The sequence below is a fragment of the Mesorhizobium sp. M2D.F.Ca.ET.226.01.1.1 genome (assembly GCF_004022705.2).
In the GTDB taxonomy this organism is placed as follows: domain Bacteria; phylum Pseudomonadota; class Alphaproteobacteria; order Rhizobiales; family Rhizobiaceae; genus Mesorhizobium.
On record NZ_RZOY02000104.1, the window covers coordinates 1 to 309 of the forward strand.

The 309-nt window shown below is 67.6% G+C and carries 1 protein-coding gene; it reads left to right on the plus strand.

Features of this window, described 5'->3' with window-relative positions; translation table 11 throughout:
* On the plus strand, positions 1-309 hold a 309-nt coding region (locus EN869_RS33965; protein ID WP_128334423.1), incomplete at both ends, for an aldehyde dehydrogenase family protein.

Genomic DNA, 309 nt, shown 5'->3' on the forward strand with positions numbered 1-309 from the left:
TCGACGATGCCGATCTCGACGTCGCCGCGTCCAACGCTGCCTGGGGCGCCTTCCTGCATCAGGGGCAGATCTGCATGTCGACCGGTCTCGTCCTGGTCGACGAAAAGCGCGCCGATGCGATCGCTTCGCGGCTCGCCGCCAAGGCCGGGCACCTGGTTGCCGGCGATCCTTCGACCGGCCAGGTGGCGCTCGGACCGATCATCTCCGATGCCCAGGTCGAGAAGATCCAGAGCATCGTCGACGAGGCCGTCGCCAAGGGCGCCAGTCTGCTCGCCGGAGGCAAGGCGAACGGCCGCTTCTATCCGGCAA